Below are 16,237 nucleotides of genomic sequence, written 5' to 3' on the forward strand. Positions count from 1 at the left end.
GGACTGGGCTAGGGGATTAACGGTAGACCGGGAAACGCTTGGTCAGATCGGCCACTTGCGCGCGCACGCGCTCGATGGTCGCCTGGTCTTCCGGATTGTCCAGCACGTCCGCGATCAGGTTGCCGACGATTTCAGCTTCCTTCACGCCGAAGCCGCGCGTGGTCATGGCGGGCGAACCGAGACGCACGCCGCTCGTGACAAAGGGCTTTTCCGGATCGTTCGGGATCGCGTTCTTGTTCACCGTGATATGCGCTGCGCCGAGCGCGGCTTCCGCGGCCTTGCCTGTGATCTTTTTCGCGCGCAGGTCGACCAGCATCACGTGACTTTCGGTGCGGCCCGACACGATGCGCAGTCCGCGCTTGACGAGCGTCTCGGCCAGCACGCGAGCATTGTCGAGCACGGCTTGCTGATACGTCTTGAACTCGGGCGCGAGAGCTTCCTTGAACGCGACGGCCTTGGCGGCGATCACGTGCATCAGCGGGCCGCCCTGAATGCCGGGGAAGATGGCCGAATTGATCTGCTTCTCGAATTCCGCCTTCATCAGGATGACGCCGCCGCGCGGGCCGCGCAGGCTCTTGTGCGTGGTCGTCGTGACGAAATCCGCGTGCGGCACCGGGTTCGGATACAGGCCGGCGGCGACGAGACCCGCGTAATGCGCCATGTCGACCATGAAGTAAGCGCCGACGCTCTTCGCGATCTTCGAGAGACGCTCGAAGTCGATGCGCAGCGCGAACGCCGACGCGCCCGCGACGATCAGCTTCGGCTTATGTTCCTTGGCGAGCGCCTCGGTCTTTTCGTAATCGATGTCTTCGGCTTCGTTCAGGCCGTAGCTCACGACGTTGAACCACTTGCCCGACATGTTCACCGGCGAGCCGTGCGTGAGGTGCCCGCCTTCGGCGAGGCTCATGCCCATGATCGTGTCGCCCGGCTTCAGGACGGCGAAGAACACGCCCTGGTTCGCCTGCGAGCCGGAGTTCGGCTGCACGTTCGCGGCTTCTGCGCCGAAAAGTTGCTTCACGCGGTCGATGGCCAGCTGCTCGACGATATCCACGTACTCGCAACCGCCGTAGTAGCGCTTGCCCGGGTAGCCTTCCGCGTATTTGTTCGTGAGTTGCGAACCCTGCGCGGCCATGACGGCCGGGCTCGTGTAGTTTTCCGAGGCGATCAGCTCGATGTGCTCTTCCTGCCGGCGGTTTTCCTGCTCGATGGCCTTGAGCAATTCGGGATCGACTTTGGCAAGGGTACTTTCGGCTCTGTCGAACATACGTTTTCCGTGAGATCAAAACAGGTTGACCGGATCGCGCGGGCGCACGAAAGGCTGGACACCGATGAAGTCCAGACGCGGCGGATGAGGGAAGAATCCGGTTTCGCGGAACGGACAGCCACCGGCAACGCAGCGACGGCGCGCGGATCTCAGCTGCCCAGGCGAACGGCAAAACGACGCTCCGCGCTTCCTAGTGGGTCGTTCCACCTTGAATCCGAAGATTCTATCGCCAGTCACGCGGGGTTTGAGCGTTGTAGTTTAATGGGCGGCCGGGCTTTAGGCAACCGGCCTCCGGGCCCCTTCGCGGGCCTCTTTTGCGGTGCGTGGCTGCGCCGGGAAGCACGGTCGTTCGCGTGCGCGGTCGCTTGCCGCCTGGCATCAATGGAAGTACCCTTTGCGCCGTTGCCGGATGCGTGCCCGCGCGCCGCCCGGTTCGGCCTATCGCTTATCTCCAATCGGAGCTCGACCATGATCGTCTTCGTCACCGGCGCGTCTGCCGGCTTCGGCGCCGCCATCGCGCGCGCTTTCGTCAAGGGCGGCCATCGCGTCGTCGCGGCGGCGCGTCGCAAGGAACGCCTCGACGCGCTGTCGAAGGAACTCGGCGACGCGTTGTTGCCCGTCGAAATCGACGTGCGCGACGAAAGCGCCGTGCGAAACGCCATCGCATCGCTGCCTGACGGCTTCGCGCAGATCGACGTGCTGGTGAACAACGCCGGCCTCGCGCTCGGCCTCGAACCCGCCCAGCGCGCGAATTTCGACGACTGGAAGAACATGATCGAGACGAACTGCACCGGTCTCGCGGCGGTCACGCACGCGATCTTGCCGGGCATGGTCGAGCGCAATCGCGGCCACGTGTTCAATCTCGGCTCGGTGGCGGCCACGTACCCATATCCCGGCGGCAACGTATACGGCGCGACCAAGGCGTTCGTGCGGCAGTTCAGCCTGAACCTGCGCGCGGACCTCGCGGGCACCGCGCTGCGCGTGACCGATATCGAGCCGGGCCTGTGCGGCGGCACCGAATTCTCGAATGTGCGCTTCAAGGGCGACGACGACAAGGCCGCGTCCGTCTACAAGGACGTGCAGCCGCTCACGCCCGAGGACATCGCGGACGCCATCTACTGGATCGCCACGCGGCCGGCGCACGTGAACATCAACACGATCGAACTGATGCCGGTCGCGCAGACGTTCGGACCGTTGCAAATTCACCGCGGCTGAGCGGCAAACTGCCTGAGGATTTGGCGAGCACTTAGCGGGTTCCGGTAAAATGCCGCGGATGAATATCTGTCAAAAAGCGAACCGCAGCGGTCCGAGAAGGCCCGGCGCAAGCGGAGCGGCGCGCAGGTGAGCAATCCGTCGATTTTCGAGTGGCCGATTCGCGTGTACTACGAGGACATCGACGCCGGCGGCATCGTTTTCTACGCGAATTACCTGAAGTTCTTCGAGCGTGCGCGTACCGAATGGCTGCGCGCGTGCGGCATCGACCAGCAGCGCCTCGCGGAATCGGACGGCATCGTGTTCGTCGTGAAAAGGACGTCCGTCGATTATTCAGCGCCCGCCCGCCTCGACGACGTGATCCGCGTGGTCAGCCATATCGAGCGGCTCGGGCGCGCGTCGGTGGACTTTCATCAGGAAGCATGGCGCGACGGCGTGCTGCTCGCGAGCGGCGAGATTCGCGTGGCGTCGGTGGATCGCGCATCCATTCGGCCCGCGGGCATTCCGGCAGCCGTCCTCGACGGACTCCGGCGCGGCGCTCCTGCGGCGCAGTCAGCCGATGCACCCATTGCGCCGAATGGCGGACCCAGCTGTGTTTAGCAGAGCAAGACAATCGAGAAAGAGCCGGCTTCAGGCGCGGCTTTCGTTCCGTTCACATCTCATTCACGAAAGCCTGACGCTCCGACCGGACCCGTTTTCCGGGAAGTAACAGCGGACCTTTATGAACAATACACAAGACCTGTCGATCGTATCTCTCGTCGTCCATGCCAGCGTGCTCGCGCAGGCCGTGATGGCGCTCTTGCTGGTTCTGTCGCTTCTGTCGTGGACCTTCATCTTCCGCAAGTGGTTCGCCATTCGCCGCGCGCGTGCGCAGACGGAGCGCTTCGAACGCGATTTCTGGTCGGGCGGCGACCTTCAGGCGCTGTACCAGAGCGCCGCGAACAACCGTCACACCATCGGCGCGCTCGAGCGTATCTTCGAGTCGGGCATGCGCGAATTCCTGAAGGGCAAGGAGCGCCGCATCACCGATCCGAGCGCGATTCTCGACGGCTCGCGCCGTGCCATGCGCGCCGCGTTCCAGCGCGAAATGGACGTGCTCGAAGCGAACCTCGCGTTCCTCGCGTCGGTCGGCTCGGTGAGTCCGTATATCGGCTTGTTCGGCACGGTCTGGGGCATCATGAATTCCTTCCGCGGACTCGCCAACGTGCAGCAGGCGACGCTCGCGAACGTCGCGCCGGGCATCGCCGAGGCGCTCGTCGCCACCGCGATCGGCCTGTTCGCCGCGATTCCCGCCGTGGTCGCCTACAACCGCTACGCACACGACATCGACCGTCTGGCGATCCGCTTCGAGACCTTCATCGAAGAGTTCTCGAACATCTTGCAGCGTCAGGCGCACTAACAGGAGTCCGCGATGGCAGGCCCGATCCGTTCCAGCATGCGCGGCAGCTCGCGCCGCGCAATGGCCGACATCAACGTCGTGCCGTATATCGACGTGATGCTCGTGCTGCTCGTCATCTTCATGGTGACCGCCCCGCTCGTGTCGCCTTCGATCATCAATCTGCCGACCGTCGGCAATGCGCAGCCGCAGGAACAGCAGCCGCCGCTCGTCATCAACATCAAGGCGGACGGCAGCATGAACGTGCGCTACAAGGAAGAAGGCGGCGCGACGCAAGAGCAGAGAATGACGAAGGGCGATCTCAACGCATTCGTGCTCAATCGTCAGGAGTCGCACCCGGATCAGCCGGTCGTGATCGCGGCGGACAAGACGGTGAAGTATGAGGTCGTCATGGATGTGATGTCCGATATGAAAGCGCGCGGCGTGAAGCGCGTTGGATTGCTCGTCAAATCGCAATGATCGATCGTCGCACCGGCCAGCCCCAGCAGGCGCGCGCGCGTTCCGCGCGGCCCATCCGTCCGCCGCGCGAGCGAGGCACGGGCAAGGCGTTCGCGCTCGCGGCCGTCATGCATTTGCTGCTCGGCTGGCTGCTTTATCACGGCATCAACTGGCAGAACAACACGCCGGCCGGCGCGGAAGCGGAAATCTGGACCGACATTCCCGACATGTCCGCGCCGACGCCGCGCCCCGCTCCTCCGCCGCCCGCGCCCGCAAAAGTGCAGCCCGCGCCGCCGCCCGCGAGAGACGAGCAGGCGGACATCGCGTTGCAGGAGAAGAAGCGCAAGCAGCAGGAAGCCGCCGCGCGCGAGGCACAGCTTGCCGAGCAGCGTCGCGAGCAGCAGCAGGCGCAGCAGGAAGCCGAGGCGAAACGCCAGCAACAACTGGCCGCGCAAGCGGCCGCAGCCGCCGCGGCGCAGAAGGCGATGCAGGACAAGCAGAAGCAGGTCGAGAAGCAGCGTCAGGCGGAACTGCAAAAGCAACAGCAAGCCAAGGCGCAGCAAGAGAAGGAACGCCAGCAACAAGCTGAGGCGCAGAAGGCGGAACAGCTCAAGGCCGAGCAACAGCAGGCGCAGAAGGAAGCCCGCGCGAAGGCCGACGCCGAAGCGAAAGCCAAGGCACAGGCAAAGGCGAAGGCCGACGCGGAAGCGAAGGCGAAGGTGGACGCCGAGCGCCGTGCGCGGCTCGCCGCGCTGCAAGGCCAGTTGGGCGGCGGCACGAGTTCGAGCGGCGAAGGGCTCGCGAAGAGCGGCACGGGCCGCGGCGCGGGCGGCAACGCGACCTCGCCCGGCTATGCCGAGAAGGTGCAGCGGCGCGTGCGGCCGAACATCGTCTGGGCGGGTGAGACCGCAGGGCTCGAAACCGTCGTGTCGGTCCGTTGTTCGCCGTCGGGCACGCTGCTCTCGGCAAGCATCAGCCGGTCGAGCGGCAACGAGCAATGGGATCAGGCGGCGCTTCGCGCGGTGCAGCGTTCGGACCCGATGCCCGTCGATGTCGACGGCAAGGCGCCCGATCATTTCACCATCACGCTGCGCCCGGCGGGAGGCTGATCGGCCCGCGTTTGAGGCGCTTTGCGCTGGGAACGAATCGTGCAACCGGGGGTCTGTTCTGCATTCCCCAGACACTTGAAAACGCTTTTTTCGGAACCTAAACAGCATGAGTTTGATGACGAAGCTTGGCCTGAGAACGCTGGTCGCATCCTGCCTGATCGCAGCCGGCACCGCCGCGCACGCCCAGTTGAACGTGCTCGTCACCGGCGTCGGTTCGACTCAGTTCCCGATCGCGACGGCCAATTTCGCCAACGAGGCGAGCTCGCCGCAGCAGATCAGCGCGATCATTCGTCAGGATCTGCAGCGCAGCGGCAAGTTCACGAACATCGACGCGGGCAGCACGCCGGTTGCGGAAACCGAATCCGTCGATCTCGGCGCGTGGAAGGCCAAGGGCGCGGACGCGTTCGTGTCGGGCAGCGTCACGCGCCTGTCGAACGGCCAGTACGAAGTGCGCTTTCGCCTCTATGACACGGTGAAGCAGCAGAATCTCGGCGGCCTGTCGCTCGTCAGCGCGGAAAGCGGCCTGCGCATGAGCGCGCACAAGATCGCGGATTACATCTACGCCAAGCTGCTCGGCGGCCGGGGCGTATTCGCCACGCGCCTGTCGTACGTCATTCAGACGGGCGGGCGTTATCAGTTGCAGATTTCGGATTCGGACGGCCAGGACGCGAAGATCGCCCTCTCCAGCCCGGAACCGATCATCTCGCCGGCGTGGTCGCCGGACGGCACGAAGGTCGCCTACGTATCGTTCGAAAAGAAGAAGCCGGTCGTCTACATACACGACCTGCCGACGGGACGCCGCATCGTCGTGTCGAATCAGAAGGGCAACAACAGCGCGCCGGCGTGGTCGCCTGACGGCCGCAAGCTCGCGGTCGCGCTGTCGCGCACCGGCAATACGCAGGTTTTCGAAGTCAACGCGGACGGCACCGGCCTGCGCCGTCTGACACAAGGCAGTTCCATCGATACCGAGCCGGCCTACTCGCCCGATGGCAACTCCATCTATTTCACGAGCGATCGCGGCGGCCAACCGCAGATCTACAAGATGCCGGCGGCGGGGGAATCTGCCGGCGCGGCCCAGCGGGTCACATTCACGGGCAGCTACAACACGAGCCCGCGCGTGAGCCCGGACGGCAAGCAACTCGCGTACATTTCGCGCACCGGCGGCGGCTTCAAGCTGTATTTGCAGGACCTCGCGTCCGGCACGGCAACGGGGCTGACCGACACGACGCATGACGAATCGCCGAGCTTCGCGGCGAATGGTCAGTACATCCTCTACGCCACCCAAGTGAACGGACGTGGCGTGTTGGCAGCCGTGTCGACCGATGGTCGCACGCGGCAAGTCTTGTCCGTACAGGGCGGCGCGGTGCGCGAGCCGTCCTGGGGTCCGTTCATGCAATAAGTCCAGCAATACGTTTCACCTACAACGTTCAGCTACAACACAAGGAGAGGTACCATGATGTCGAAACTCCGTATCGGCCTGGCAGTTGCAATGGTCGGCGCATTGGCCGCGTGTCATTCGGGCGTGAAGCTCGATGAAGGCGCAAACAAGGGCGCGGTGAGCACGCAGCCCAACCCGACGGACGTGAAGCAAGTCAACATCGACCCGCTGAACGATCCGAACAGCCCGCTCGCCAAGCGCAGCATCTATTTCGACTTCGACAGCTATGCCGTGAAGGACGACTATCAGCCGCTGCTGCAACAACATTCGTCGTATCTGAAGAGCCATCCGGAGCGTCACGTCCTGATTCAGGGCAACACCGACGAACGCGGCACGAGCGAGTACAACCTCGCGCTCGGCCAGAAGCGCGCGGAAGCCGTGCGTCGCGCGATGTCGCTGATGGGCGTGGCCGATTCGCAGATGGAAGCCGTGAGCCTCGGCAAGGAAAAGCCGATGGCGACGGGTCACGACGACTCGTCGTACGCGCAGAACCGCCGTGCGGATCTCGTGTATCAGCAGTAATCGAACTAACGTAACCAGTCACGGGTGAGTCGCCCTATGTTGTATCGCTTTCCCTTGCTGCGCGCTGCCGCAGCCGCGTGTGTAGCCGGTTCGGCAATGCTCAGCGTGCCCGCGCACGCCGGCGTCTTCGACGACAACGAAGCGCGCAAAGCCGTGCTCGATCTGCGCACCAAGACCGATGGCCTCACGAATCAGTTGCAGGCTGCGCAGCGCACGATCCTCGATCAGCAGAATCGTCTCGACCAGCTGAATCAGCAGCTCGCGACGGTTCGCGGCCAGAACGAGGACCTGGCGAACCAGGTGGCCACGCTGCAAAAGCAGCAGAAGGACTATTACGCCGACCTCGATACGCGCTTGAAGAAGTTTGAGCCGCAGCAGCAAACTATCGACGGAGTGACGGGTTCGGTGCAGCCTGGCGAGACGGAAGCGTTCAACGCAGCGTCGACGGAGTTCCGTAACGGTGATTACAAGAGCGCCGCAGCGTCGTTCAAGGCGTTCGTCGCGAAGTACCCGCAAAGCCCGTATCAGCCGACCGCGCAGTACTGGCTCGGCAATGCGTTGTATGCGCAGCGCGACTACAAGGGCTCGACCGCGATCTGGCAGAATCTGGTGAAGACGTACCCCACGCATCCGCGAGCACCCGAAGCGTTGCTCGCAATCGCGAATAACCAGATCGAACAGGGCCAGAAATCGGCTGCGAAGCAGACGCTCCAACAGATCATCTCGCAGTATTCGGGCACTGAAGTCGCGCAGACGGCGCAAAGCAAGATGTCGCAGGTGAAGTAAGCGGAGCTTTCGACCTTCTCCGGTTCCGCGCCTCTCGTTGAAGAACGCTCGCGGGCACGCATGCCGCGGGCGTTTTTCTTGAGCGGGTGACGGCGATATACGGTTGACAGTATTCGAGATCGCCGCTTATAATTTCGCCTCCTTCGGGTCGTTAGCTCAGCTGGTAGAGCAGCGGACTTTTAATCCGTTGGTCGCAGGTTCGAATCCCGCACGGCCTACCAAAGAATTCAAAGGGTTACAGGCGCAAGCCTGTAACCCTTTGTCGTTTCTGCAATTAGTTCGCTCGACGAATCGAACGCTTCGGCACGCGGCCGCAGTCGAGACACCGAACCTACACCGCACTCACCCCGCCATCCACGGCCAGCACCTGCCCGGTTATATGTTTGCCCGCATCGCTGGCGAAGAGCACGGCGGCGCCCTTCAGGTCTTCGTCGTCGCCGAGACGGTGTAGCGGAATGCTCGCACACATGCGCTCGACGCCCATCCGGTCGAGCGAGCCTTGCGTCATTTTCGATGGAAAGAAGCCGGGCGCGAGCGCGTTCACCGTGATGCCGTACTCGCCCCACTCGCCCGCAAGCGTCCGCGTGAAATTCACGACCGCGCCTTTGGACGTGTTGTAGGCGATGGTCTCCATCGTGCCGGGAGCGTTGCCCGCGAGCCCCGAGATCGACGCCACGTTGATGACGCGTCCATAGCGGCGCGGAATCATCGACAGCTTGCCGATGCGCTGCGTCAGCAGAAAGAGCCCGCGGACGTTCAGGTTCATCACCTTGTCCCACGCCGCGATCGGATAGTCCTCGGCGGGCGCGCCCCATGTCGCGCCCGCGTTGTTCACGAGGATGTCGACGCGGCCGAGCGCGGCGAGCGCATCGTCGGCGAGGCGGGCGATGTCGTCCTCCCGCGCGCCGTCCGCCGCGATCCAGCGCGCATCGACGCCACGCGCGCGCAGATGCTTCGCGGCGGCATCGAGCTCGTCCGGCTTGCGCGCGGACAGCATGATGCGCGCGCCCTGCTCGCCCAATGCCTCGGCAATGTGCAGGCCGAGCCCGCGTGAGCCGCCTGTGACGAGCGCGGTCTTGTCTCTCAGGTCGAAGAGTTGTTGTACGGTCCGCATTCGGTGTCCTAAAACCACGCGTCCTGCATGTCGAGCGTCGTGCGGTCCAGCGACACGAGCAAGTCGAACTGCGGTCCGACGCGCGGCAGTTCCCATCGGAAGAAGTAAGCGGCGGCGGCGAGCTTGCCGCGATAGAACGCCGCGTCGTCATCGGTGCGGGCGGCGGCGAGTCCGGCGCGTGCAGCCAGCGCCTGTTCCAGCCAGATCCACGCAACGGTCACATGCCCGAACGCCTCCATGTACAGCGACGCGTTCGCGAGCGTCACCGACGGATCGCCCGCTGCCCACAACATGCGCGTGACGTGCATGAGGCGTGTCACCGATTCGTCGAAAGCAGATGCGTGCTTGATGAGCGCAGCATCGCCCGTCGCCGATGCGCGCGCCGCGCTCGCGTGCATGCGGTCCACGAGCAGCCGCAGCGCCGCGCCGTCCTTCATCGTCACTTTGCGGCCGAGCAGGTCCAGCGCCTGAATGCCGTGCGTGCCTTCATGGATCGCGTTGAGACGGTTGTCGCGATAGAACTGCTCGACGTTGTATTCGCGGGTGTAGCCGTAACCGCCGTGGACCTGGATCGCGAGGTTGTTCGCTTCGAGACACCATTGCGACGGCCAGCTTTTCGCAATCGGCGTCAGGATGTCGAGAAGGAGCGTCAGGCGTTCGTGCTTCTCGCCGTCGCCGGCGGCTTGCGCGGCGCGCGCTTCATCCACGAGCTTCGCGCAATAGAGGTTCAGCGCGAGACCGCCTTCCGCGTAGCTCTTTTGCGCGAGCAGCATGCGGCGCACGTCCGCGTGCTCGACGAGCTTCACCTGCGGGCTCGCCGGATCCTTGCCGGCGCGGCCCGTCGCGCGTCCCTGAGGCCGGTTGCGCGCATAGTCGAGCGCATGCAGATAGCCTGTGTAACCGAGCGCCGCCGCGCCGAGTCCGACGCCGATGCGCGCCTCGTTCATCATGTGGAACATGGAGGCCAGCCCCTGCCCCGCCTCGCCGACGAGATAGCCGATCGCGCCCGCCTTGCCGCCCGGCCGATGCTGCACGCCTTCGCCGAAATTCAGCAGGCAGTTGGTCACGCCGCGATAACCCATCTTGTGATTGAGTCCGGCGAGCACGACGTCATTACGTTCACCGAGGGAGCCTTGTTCATTGACGAGATACTTGGGCACGATGAAAAGCGAGATGCCCTTCACGCCCGGAATCAGCTTGCCGTCCGGACCGGGAATCTTCGCGAGCACCAGATGAACGATGTTCTCGGACAGTTCATGCTCGCCGCCCGAGATCCACATCTTGTTGCCGCGCAGCCGATACTGCGCCCCGAGCGGCGATTCGCCCTCGTACTCGGCGCGCGTCGTGATGTCCGACAACGACGAACCCGCCTGCGGCTCCGACAGACACATCGTGCCGAAAAAGCGCCCTTGCATTTCGGGCCGCACGAAGGTGTCGATCTGCTTCGGCGTGCCGTGCGCGAGCAGCAGGTTCGCGTTGCCGATGGTCAGAAACGGAAACGCCGCCGTGCCGATGTTCGCGCCGATGAAGTACGCGAAGCCCGCCTTCTCGACGACCACCGGCAACTGCATGCCACCGAGGTCGTAGTCCTGTCCCGCAGCCATCAACCCGGCTTCGCAGAAGGCGGAGAGCGCCGTCTTCACTTCGGGGATGACATGCACCCGCTCGCCGTCGAAATGCGGCTCCTGCTGATCGCTCTTCTTGCTGTGCGTGGCGAAGAGATCGGTGGCGATCTTCTCGCAGGTATCGAGCGCCGCGTCGAAGGTTTCGCGCGAATGGTCGGCATAGCGCGGTATTTCGGTCAGCGCCTGAACCTTCAGCCACTCGTACAGAAGAAAGTTCAGATCGCGCCGGGAAAGGATCAACGACATGTCTCTCGTCCTTGTCAAAGCACTTCGAAGAGGCCGGCCGCGCCTTGTCCGCCGCCGATGCACATCGTCACGACGACGTGCTTCACACCGCGGCGTTTGCCTTCGATCAGCGCGTGGCCGACGAGCCGCGCGCCCGACACGCCGAACGGATGCCCCACCGCGATGGCGCCGCCGTTCACGTTGAGCCGCTCCATCGGAATGCCGAGCGTATCCGCGCAGTACAAGACCTGCACGGCGAAAGCCTCATTCAGCTCCCACAAGCCGATGTCGTCAACCGTCAAGCCCGCTTTCTTCAACAGCTTCGGCACCGCGAACACCGGTCCAATGCCCATTTCGTCCGGCTCGCAGCCCGCCACCGCGAAGCCGCGAAACACGCCGAGCGGCGCAATGCCCCTCGATGCGGCGACGCGCGCATCCATCACGACGCACGCGGAAGCGCCATCCGAGAACTGCGACGCGTTGCCCGCCGATATGACGCCGCCCGGCAGCGCGCTGCGAATCTTCGCGACGCCTTCCATCGTCGTGTCTGCGCGAATGCCTTCGTCGGCGGCGATGGTGACTTCGCGGCTCACGATGTCGCCCGTTGCGCGGTCAACGACGCCCGCCGTGACGGTCATCGGCACGATTTCGTGGTCGAAGCGGCCCGCCTCGCGCGCCGCCGCCGCGCGCTGCTGGCTGCGCACGCCGTATTCGTCCTGCCGCTCGCGCGAAATGCCGTAGCGTTTGGCGACCTGTTCCGCCGTCTGCAGCATGCTCCAGTAAATCTCAGGCTTGTTCGCGGCGAGCCACGGGTCGTTCGCGTACTCCAGATTCATCTGGCGCTGCGTCCACGAGATGCTTTCCACGCCGCCTGCCGCGTAAATCTCGCCTTCGCCTGTCATCACGCGCTGCGCGGCCATCGCGATGCTTTGCAGCCCGGACGAGCAGAAGCGGTTGATGGTCGCGCCCGGCACCGTCACGGGACAGCCCGCCCGCAACGCGATCTGACGCCCGATGTTGCCGCCCGTCGCGCCTTCGGGGTTCGCGCAGCCCATCAGCACGTCTTCGACTTCGCCGGCCTCGATGCCCGCCCGGGAGATAGCGTGCCGGACCGCGTGCGCGCCGAGCGTCGCGCCGTGCGTCATGTTGAACGCGCCCTTCCAGCTTTTGGCCAGCGCGGTGCGCGCGGTCGATACGATCACTGCCTCGTTCATGTCTCGGTCCTCAGTCGTTGAAGCTCGCGCCGGCATCGGCGAGGCGCTGCAAGAGCGGCGCGACTTGCCACGCGTGGCCCTGATAGCCCCTGGCATAGCGGCGAATGGCCTGCGCCACGGCGTAGAGGCCGATCTCGTCCGCGTACTGCATCGGGCCGCCGCGAAACTTCGGAAAGCCGTAGCCGTGCAAATAGACCATGTCGATATCCGACGCCTTCGACGCGATGCCTTCCTGCAAGATCAACGCGCCTTCGTTGACGAGCGCGAACACGAGCCGCTCGACAATTTCCTCGTCGCTGATCTTGCGCCGCGCGATGCCGAGGTCCCTGGAATGCTGCACGATCATTTCGTCGACGACCGCGCTCGGATACGCCCGGCGATCGCCCGGCTTGTAGTCGTACCAGCCCGCCTGCACTTTCTGGCCGAAGCGGCCCATTTCGCACAGCAGATCGCCCGTCTTCGAGTAGTTGAACTCCGGCTGCTCGACGGCGCGGCGCTTGCGGATCGCCCAGCTGATGTCGTTGCCCGCCATGTCGATCATGCGGAACGGGCCCATCGCGAAGCCGAAGCGCTCGATCGCGCGATCCACCTGCTGCGGCAGCGCGCCTTCGTCGAGCAGAAAGCCGGCTTGACGGCTGTACTGCTCGATCATGCGATTGCCGATGAAGCCGTCGCACACGCCCGACACCACCGCGACCTTGCCGATCTTCTTCGCGAGTTGCATGACCGTGGCGAGCACGTCTTTCGCGGTCTGCGCGCCGCGCACCACTTCGAGCAGCTTCATCACGTTCGCGGGGCTGAAGAAGTGCATGCCGATCACGTCGCGCGGACGCTTCGTGAAGGACGCGATGGCGTCGATGTCGAGGGTCGACGTATTTGATGCGAGGATCGCGCCGGGCTTGGCTACCTCGTCGAGCCGCTGGAACACGCTCTTCTTGACCTCCAGGTCTTCGAACACGGCTTCGATCACGAGATCGGCGTCGCGGATGTCGTCATACGAGAGCGTGGTCGCAAGCCGCGCTATGCGCGCATCCACTTCGTCTTGCGTGAGCTTGCCCTTCTTCGCCGTGTTCTCGTAATTGCGGCGAATCGCGCCGACGCCTCGCTCCAGCGCGTCCGCTTTCATTTCCAGCAGCGTGACCGGCACGCCCGCGTTGAGGAAATTCATCGCGATGCCGCCGCCCATCGTGCCCGCGCCGATCACGGCGACTTTGGCGATGGCGCGCGTCGGCGTGTCGGCAGGCACGTCGGGGATGCGGCTCGCCGCGCGTTCGCCGAGAAAGGCTTGGCGCAACGCGCGAGACTCGGGCGTGTTCATCAACGACATGAAGCCGTCGCGCTCGGCCTCGATGCCTTCATCGAATGGCCTCAGCGATGCCGCGACGGCATTCACGCATGCCAGCGGCGCGGGATACGGCCCTGCGCTCGCTGCGACCGTGCTGCGCGCAAAGCCGAGATACGCTTCGGCGTGCGCGTGCTGAACCGGTATATCGCGCAGCTTCGGATGCGGACCGGCGCGCTCGGCGGCAGTGCGCGCGAATTTGACGGCGGCGACGACGACATCATCCGCGACGATTTCGTTGAAGAGTCCCGTGCCGGCGAACTTCTCCGCAAGCATGGTCTTGCCCGACACGATCGTGTTGAGCGCGGCTTCGAGGCCGATTGCGCGCGGCAGGCGTTGCGTGCCGCCCGCGCCCGGCAACAGACCGAGATTGACTTCGGGCAGCGCGATCTTCGCTTGCCGCGTCGCGAGCCGGTAGTGGCAGCCGAGCGCGAGTTCGAGCCCGCCGCCCATCGCGACCGAGTGAATGGCCGCGACGACCGGCTTCGCCGATCGCTCGATGGTGTCGATGACCGTCGCGAGGCTCGGCTCCTGAAACGCTTTGGGCGTGCCGAACTCGCGGATATCCGCGCCGCCCGAAAACGCCTTGCCCGCGCCCGTGATGACGATGGCCTCGACCGCTGCGTCGTCGAGCGCGCGGCTCATGCCATTCATGATGCCGGTCCGGGTTGCATGACCCAGACCGTTGACCGGAGGATGGTCGAGCGTAATGACGGCCACGCCGTCATGGACCTGGTACGTCGCTGTCATGCTGATTCCTTCAAAGTGAACGGGGTGTCATGCGGCGCGGCGCCGGGTCTCGCGCCCGGTTGCTGTGTTGCGGTCTTCTCGCGCCGATCGTGTCGTCGGTCTAGGCGGCTGCGCCAAGCTCGCTGACGAGTTCGGGCACCGCCGCGAACAGATCGCCGACAAGGCTGTAATCCGCTACGCTGAAGATCGGCGCTTCGGCGTCCTTGTTGATCGCGACGATCACCTTGCTGTCCTTCATGCCGGCCAAGTGTTGAATCGCGCCGGAGATACCGACGGCCACATACAACTGCGGCGCGACGATCTTGCCGGTCTGGCCCACTTGATAGTCGTTCGGCACGTAGCCCGCATCGACCGCCGCGCGCGATGCGCCGAGCGCCGCGCCCAGCTTGTCCGCGAGCGGTTCGAGCACTTGCGTGTAGTTCTCGCCGCTGCCGAGACCGCGCCCGCCCGAAACGATGATGTTTGCGCTCGTCAACTCGGGGCGATCGAGCTTCGTCACCTCGCGGTTCACGAACTGCGAGACGCCCGCATCCGCCGCTGCTTCGATCTTCTCGACCGATGCGCTGCCACCTTCAGCCGCCACCGGATCGAAGCCCGTCGCGCGCACGGTGATGACCTTGATTGCATCAGCCGACTGGACGGTCGCGATCGCGTTGCCCGCGTAGATCGGGCGCTCGAAGGTATCGGCGCTGACCACAGCGGTAATTTCGCTGATCTGCGCGACGTCCAGATGCGCGGCGATACGCGGCGCGATGTTCTTGCCGTAAGCCGTCGCCGGCGCGACGATATGCGAATAGTCCTTCGCGATGTTCAGCACCGTGCCTTCGACGTTCTCCGCGAGGCCTTCGGCGAGCTGCGGCGCATCGGCCAGCAGCACCTTCGAAACGCCCGCGATCTTGGTCGCCTGATCCGCCGCGCCCTGCGCGTTCGAACCCGCGACGAGAATGTGAATGTCGCCGCCCAGTTTCGCCGCTGCCGCGACCGTGTTCAACGTCGCCGCCTTGATCGACGCGTTGTCGTGTTCTGCGATTACGAGAGTCGTCACGTTAGATCACCTTCGCTTCGGTTTTCAGTTTCTCGACCAGCGTCTTGACGTCGGGCACCGTCACGCCCGCGCTGCGCTTCGGCGGCTCGGTGACTTTAAGCGTCTTCAGACGCGGCGCGACATCGACGCCGAGATCGGCGGGCGTAACCGTCGTCAGCGGCTTTTTCTTCGCCTTCATGATGTTGGGCAGCGTCACGTAGCGCGGCTCGTTCAGGCGCAGGTCTGTCGTGACGACGGCGGGCAGCTTCAGCGACAGCGTTTCCGCGCCGCCATCGACTTCACGCGAGACAGTGGCGCGGCCATCGGCGATCACCACTTTCGATGCAAACGTCGCCTGCGGCAGGCCCGCCAAAGCGGCAAGCATCTGGCCGGTCTGGTTCGAATCGTCGTCGATCGCCTGCTTGCCCAGAATCACGAGTTCCGGCTTTTCCTGATCGACCAGCGCCTTGAGCAGCTTCGCCACTGCCAGCGGCTGCAATTCCTCGGCCGATTCGACCAGAATCGCCCGATCCGCGCCGATAGCCAACGCCGTGCGCAGCGTTTCCTGACATTGCGTCACGCCGCACGACACCGCGACGACTTCCGTTGCGCCGCCCGCTTCCTTCAGACGCACCGCCTCTTCCACGGCGATTTCGTCGAACGGGTTCATCGACATCTTCACGTTGGCAATGTCGACGCCCGTGTTGTCGGACTTCACGCCGACCTTCACGTTGGCATCGGTCACTCTCTTGACTGCGATCAGAACCTTCACTTACCC

15 protein-coding genes, 1 tRNA gene and 1 riboswitch are annotated in these 16,237 nt (G+C 64.5%); of the genes, 9 read left to right on the forward strand and 7 right to left on the reverse strand.

Annotated elements, in window-relative coordinates; all coding sequences use genetic code 11:
* Positions 1–16: 16 nt before the first annotated feature.
* Positions 17–1,264: a serine hydroxymethyltransferase gene (glyA, locus tag NCR37_RS10715; RefSeq protein WP_250472971.1), complete on the reverse strand. Its 1,248-nt coding sequence runs from the start codon at positions 1,262–1,264 to the stop codon at positions 17–19.
* A 148-nt stretch (positions 1,265–1,412) separates the two neighbouring features.
* Positions 1,413–1,511: riboswitch (ZMP/ZTP riboswitch) on the reverse strand.
* A gap of 221 nt (positions 1,512–1,732) precedes the next feature.
* On the opposite strand from glyA, the gene NCR37_RS10720 reads away from it, so the two are divergent.
* The 9 genes from NCR37_RS10720 (at position 1,733) to NCR37_RS10760 (ending at position 8,386) form a co-directional block, all read left to right on the forward strand.
* Entirely contained in the window at positions 1,733–2,479 is a 747-nt protein-coding gene (locus NCR37_RS10720) for an SDR family NAD(P)-dependent oxidoreductase (protein ID WP_250472972.1), read from the forward strand.
* Between the two features lie 126 nt (positions 2,480–2,605).
* The gene (gene ybgC, locus NCR37_RS10725; RefSeq protein WP_250472973.1) at positions 2,606–3,076 is read left to right on the forward strand and encodes a tol-pal system-associated acyl-CoA thioesterase; all 471 of its coding nucleotides are present in this window, start codon (positions 2,606–2,608) and stop codon (positions 3,074–3,076) included.
* A gap of 121 nt (positions 3,077–3,197) precedes the next feature.
* Positions 3,198–3,875 (forward strand): protein TolQ, encoded by a 678-nt coding sequence (gene tolQ / locus NCR37_RS10730; RefSeq protein WP_175944939.1) that lies wholly within the window; start codon positions 3,198–3,200, stop codon positions 3,873–3,875.
* Between the two features lie 12 nt (positions 3,876–3,887).
* Positions 3,888–4,331 carry a protein TolR gene (gene tolR / locus NCR37_RS10735; protein ID WP_250472974.1) on the forward strand — a complete coding sequence of 148 codons (444 nt, stop codon included), beginning with the start codon at positions 3,888–3,890 and terminating at the stop codon, positions 4,329–4,331.
* Positions 4,328–5,419, forward strand: a complete 1,092-nt coding sequence (gene tolA, locus NCR37_RS10740) for a cell envelope integrity protein TolA (RefSeq protein WP_250472975.1) — start codon at positions 4,328–4,330, stop codon at positions 5,417–5,419. Before tolR ends, tolA begins: the two co-directional genes overlap by 4 nt.
* A 106-nt stretch (positions 5,420–5,525) precedes the next feature.
* The gene (gene tolB, locus NCR37_RS10745; RefSeq protein WP_250472976.1) at positions 5,526–6,818 is read left to right on the forward strand and encodes a Tol-Pal system beta propeller repeat protein TolB; all 1,293 of its coding nucleotides are present in this window, start codon (positions 5,526–5,528) and stop codon (positions 6,816–6,818) included.
* A 54-nt stretch (positions 6,819–6,872) separates the two neighbouring features.
* Positions 6,873–7,379, forward strand: a complete 507-nt coding sequence (gene pal / locus NCR37_RS10750; protein ID WP_250472977.1) for a peptidoglycan-associated lipoprotein Pal — start codon at positions 6,873–6,875, stop codon at positions 7,377–7,379.
* A gap of 36 nt (positions 7,380–7,415) precedes the next feature.
* Positions 7,416–8,165 (forward strand): tol-pal system protein YbgF, encoded by a 750-nt coding sequence (gene ybgF / locus NCR37_RS10755; RefSeq protein WP_250472978.1) that lies wholly within the window; start codon positions 7,416–7,418, stop codon positions 8,163–8,165.
* Between the two features lie 145 nt (positions 8,166–8,310).
* Positions 8,311–8,386, forward strand: a tRNA-Lys gene (locus tag NCR37_RS10760).
* A gap of 110 nt (positions 8,387–8,496) precedes the next feature.
* Here the strand turns inward: NCR37_RS10760 and NCR37_RS10765 are convergent.
* From NCR37_RS10765 to NCR37_RS10790, 6 genes are all read right to left on the reverse strand, one after another.
* Complete coding sequence (locus NCR37_RS10765; protein ID WP_250472979.1) at positions 8,497–9,279, reverse strand: SDR family oxidoreductase; 783 nt, start codon at positions 9,277–9,279, stop codon at positions 8,497–8,499.
* An 8-nt stretch (positions 9,280–9,287) separates the two neighbouring features.
* Complete coding sequence (locus tag NCR37_RS10770; RefSeq protein ID WP_250472980.1) at positions 9,288–11,150, reverse strand: acyl-CoA dehydrogenase; 1,863 nt, start codon at positions 11,148–11,150, stop codon at positions 9,288–9,290.
* 14 nt (positions 11,151–11,164) lie between these two features.
* Positions 11,165–12,343, reverse strand: a complete 1,179-nt coding sequence (locus NCR37_RS10775) for an acetyl-CoA C-acyltransferase (RefSeq protein ID WP_250472981.1) — start codon at positions 12,341–12,343, stop codon at positions 11,165–11,167.
* Between the two features lie 10 nt (positions 12,344–12,353).
* The gene (locus NCR37_RS10780; protein WP_250472982.1) at positions 12,354–14,435 is read right to left on the reverse strand and encodes a 3-hydroxyacyl-CoA dehydrogenase NAD-binding domain-containing protein; all 2,082 of its coding nucleotides are present in this window, start codon (positions 14,433–14,435) and stop codon (positions 12,354–12,356) included.
* Between the two features lie 100 nt (positions 14,436–14,535).
* Positions 14,536–15,480 carry an electron transfer flavoprotein subunit alpha/FixB family protein gene (locus NCR37_RS10785; protein WP_250472983.1) on the reverse strand — a complete coding sequence of 315 codons (945 nt, stop codon included), beginning with the start codon at positions 15,478–15,480 and terminating at the stop codon, positions 14,536–14,538.
* A 1-nt stretch (position 15,481) separates the two neighbouring features.
* Positions 15,482–16,231: an electron transfer flavoprotein subunit beta/FixA family protein gene (locus NCR37_RS10790; RefSeq protein WP_250472984.1), complete on the reverse strand. Its 750-nt coding sequence runs from the start codon at positions 16,229–16,231 to the stop codon at positions 15,482–15,484.
* Between the last annotated feature and the right edge of the window lie 6 nt (positions 16,232–16,237).

Source organism: Caballeronia sp. GAFFF1, assembly GCF_023630705.1.
In the GTDB taxonomy this organism is placed as follows: domain Bacteria; phylum Pseudomonadota; class Gammaproteobacteria; order Burkholderiales; family Burkholderiaceae; genus Caballeronia.

Bases quoted from the DNA above. Each gene is read 5' to 3' on its own strand.
- tolA (WP_250472975.1), top strand. From the start codon at position 4,328: ATGATCGATCGTCGCACCGGCCAGCCCCAGCAGGCGCGCGCGCGTTCC.
- NCR37_RS10770 (WP_250472980.1), bottom strand. From the start codon at position 11,150: ATGTCGTTGATCCTTTCCCGGCGCGATCTGAACTTTCTTCTGTACGAG.
- NCR37_RS10765 (WP_250472979.1), bottom strand. From the start codon at position 9,279: ATGCGGACCGTACAACAACTCTTCGACCTGAGAGACAAGACCGCGCTC.
- glyA (WP_250472971.1), bottom strand. From the start codon at position 1,264: ATGTTCGACAGAGCCGAAAGTACCCTTGCCAAAGTCGATCCCGAATTG.
- tolQ (WP_175944939.1), top strand. From the start codon at position 3,198: ATGAACAATACACAAGACCTGTCGATCGTATCTCTCGTCGTCCATGCC.
- NCR37_RS10720 (WP_250472972.1), top strand. From the start codon at position 1,733: ATGATCGTCTTCGTCACCGGCGCGTCTGCCGGCTTCGGCGCCGCCATC.
- NCR37_RS10780 (WP_250472982.1), bottom strand. From the start codon at position 14,435: ATGACAGCGACGTACCAGGTCCATGACGGCGTGGCCGTCATTACGCTC.
- tolB (WP_250472976.1), top strand. From the start codon at position 5,526: ATGAGTTTGATGACGAAGCTTGGCCTGAGAACGCTGGTCGCATCCTGC.
- tolR (WP_250472974.1), top strand. From the start codon at position 3,888: ATGGCAGGCCCGATCCGTTCCAGCATGCGCGGCAGCTCGCGCCGCGCA.
- ybgF (WP_250472978.1), top strand. From the start codon at position 7,416: ATGTTGTATCGCTTTCCCTTGCTGCGCGCTGCCGCAGCCGCGTGTGTA.
- NCR37_RS10775 (WP_250472981.1), bottom strand. From the start codon at position 12,343: ATGAACGAGGCAGTGATCGTATCGACCGCGCGCACCGCGCTGGCCAAA.
- pal (WP_250472977.1), top strand. From the start codon at position 6,873: ATGATGTCGAAACTCCGTATCGGCCTGGCAGTTGCAATGGTCGGCGCA.